Origin of the sequence: Bacillus sp. FSL M7-1020, assembly GCF_038050415.1 — a bacterium.
GTDB classification, from domain to species: Bacteria; Bacillota; Bacilli; order Bacillales; family Bacillaceae_G; genus Bacillus_A; species Bacillus_A toyonensis.
This window is the reverse complement of sequence record NZ_JBBOTW010000012.1, coordinates 1-1,574: the sequence shown is the minus strand read 5'-3', so window position 1 is coordinate 1,574 and position 1,574 is coordinate 1. Positions and strand designations below refer to the sequence as shown.

General features: G+C 51.0%; 14 tRNA genes and 1 rRNA gene. All 15 read left to right on the top strand.

The features are described 5' to 3' along the window. Positions 1-93: 93 nt before the first annotated feature. Positions 94-209, top strand: a 5S ribosomal RNA gene (gene rrf, locus MHB70_RS31065). Positions 210-213: 4 nt separating this feature from the next. Then, a tRNA-Val gene (locus tag MHB70_RS31060) sits at positions 214-289 on the top strand. A gap of 4 nt (positions 290-293) precedes the next feature. Beyond that, positions 294-369, top strand: a tRNA-Thr gene (locus MHB70_RS31055). Positions 370-378: 9 nt separating this feature from the next. Then, positions 379-454, top strand: a tRNA-His gene (locus MHB70_RS31050). Positions 455-477: 23 nt separating this feature from the next. Then, a tRNA-Leu gene (locus MHB70_RS31045) sits at positions 478-558 on the top strand. Positions 559-588: 30 nt separating this feature from the next. Further along, positions 589-663, top strand: a tRNA-Gly gene (locus MHB70_RS31040). Between the two features lie 16 nt (positions 664-679). Beyond that, positions 680-768, top strand: a tRNA-Leu gene (locus MHB70_RS31035). A 3-nt stretch (positions 769-771) separates the two neighbouring features. Next, positions 772-845: transfer RNA gene (locus tag MHB70_RS31030), tRNA-Arg, on the top strand. A 10-nt stretch (positions 846-855) separates the two neighbouring features. Then, a tRNA-Pro gene (locus tag MHB70_RS31025) sits at positions 856-929 on the top strand. Between the two features lie 15 nt (positions 930-944). Next, positions 945-1,017 (top strand) — tRNA-Ala (locus tag MHB70_RS31020). A 20-nt stretch (positions 1,018-1,037) separates the two neighbouring features. Continuing rightward, positions 1,038-1,114 (top strand) — tRNA-Met (locus MHB70_RS31015). 3 nt (positions 1,115-1,117) lie between these two features. Continuing rightward, a tRNA-Ile gene (locus tag MHB70_RS31010) sits at positions 1,118-1,194 on the top strand. A 17-nt stretch (positions 1,195-1,211) separates the two neighbouring features. After that, positions 1,212-1,304 (top strand) — tRNA-Ser (locus tag MHB70_RS31005). A gap of 27 nt (positions 1,305-1,331) precedes the next feature. Continuing rightward, a tRNA-Met gene (locus MHB70_RS31000) sits at positions 1,332-1,408 on the top strand. Between the two features lie 3 nt (positions 1,409-1,411). After that, positions 1,412-1,487 (top strand) — tRNA-Asp (locus MHB70_RS30995). The last annotated feature ends 87 nt before the right edge of the window (positions 1,488-1,574 follow it).

The window sequence follows — 1,574 nt, the reverse complement described above, 5'->3', positions numbered from 1 at the left end:
AAGCAATGTTATCTAGTTTTGAAAGAATATAAAAAACTTGTTGACTTTAAAAGTTAAATAAGTTACAATAATTCTTGTCTTAAATGAATACAGTCTGGTAATGATGGCAGAGAGGTCACACCCGTTCCCATACCGAACACGGAAGTTAAGCTCTCTAGCGCCGATGGTAGTTGGGACCTTGTCCCTGTGAGAGTAGGACGTTGCCAGGCAAATGGAGGATTAGCTCAGCTGGGAGAGCACCTGCCTTACAAGCAGGGGGTCGGCGGTTCGATCCCGTCATCCTCCACCATTTAGCCGACTTAGCTCAATTGGTAGAGCAACTGACTTGTAATCAGTAGGTTGGGGGTTCAAGTCCTCTAGTCGGCACCAGTAACTATGGCGGTTGTGGCGAAGTGGTTAACGCACCGGATTGTGGCTCCGGCATTCGTGGGTTCGATTCCCATCAGTCGCCCCATTTTTTCTTAAATAAATTAATATGCGGGTGTGGCGGAATTGGCAGACGCACCAGACTTAGGATCTGGCGCCTTTGGCGTGGGGGTTCGACTCCCTTCACCCGCACTTTTAATAAAATATCTCATAACATGTCTTGCGGAAGTAGTTCAGTGGTAGAATACAACCTTGCCAAGGTTGGGGTCGCGGGTTCGAATCCCGTCTTCCGCTCCAATTTTCAATATGACATGCCGGGGTGGCGGAACAGGCAGACGCACAGGACTTAAAATCCTGCGGTGGGTGACCACCGTGCGGGTTCGACCCCCGCCCTCGGCACCATATGCGCCCGTAGCTCAATTGGATAGAGCGTTTGACTACGGATCAAGAGGTTAGGGGTTCGACTCCTCTCGGGCGCGCTTTTATTAACGGGAAGTGGCTCAGCTTGGTAGAGCACCTGGTTTGGGACCAGGGGGTCGCAGGTTCAAATCCTGTCTTCCCGATATTCCCAAAAACATGGGGCCTTAGCTCAGCTGGGAGAGCGCCTGCCTTGCACGCAGGAGGTCAGCGGTTCGATCCCGCTAGGCTCCACTTATTTTTATATTACTTATGGCGGTGTAGCTCAGCTGGCTAGAGCGTACGGTTCATACCCGTGAGGTCGGGGGTTCGATCCCCTCCGCCGCTACCATAAGGACCTTTAGCTCAGCTGGTTAGAGCAGACGGCTCATAACCGTCCGGTCGTAGGTTCGAGTCCTACAAGGTCCACCACTCAAAGTTTATATCTCGGAGGTATACCCAAGTTCGGCTGAAGGGATCGGTCTTGAAAACCGACAGGCGGCGAGAGTCGCGCGGGGGTTCGAATCCCTCTACCTCCTCCATTTTTTCTAAATTAAATATTTTATCATCGCGGGGTGGAGCAGCACGGTAGCTCGTCGGGCTCATAACCCGAAGGTCGCAGGTTCAAATCCTGTCCCCGCAACCAAATGGTCCCGTGGTGTAGTGGTTAACATGCCTGCCTGTCACGCAGGAGATCGCCGGTTCGACCCCGGTCGGGACCGCCATTTTAACTTCTGCTACATAGCAGTTGTTTTTTATTGGACATTATGGTACAATAACATTTGTCTTTAAAAAGAAGATAACTATTTCAT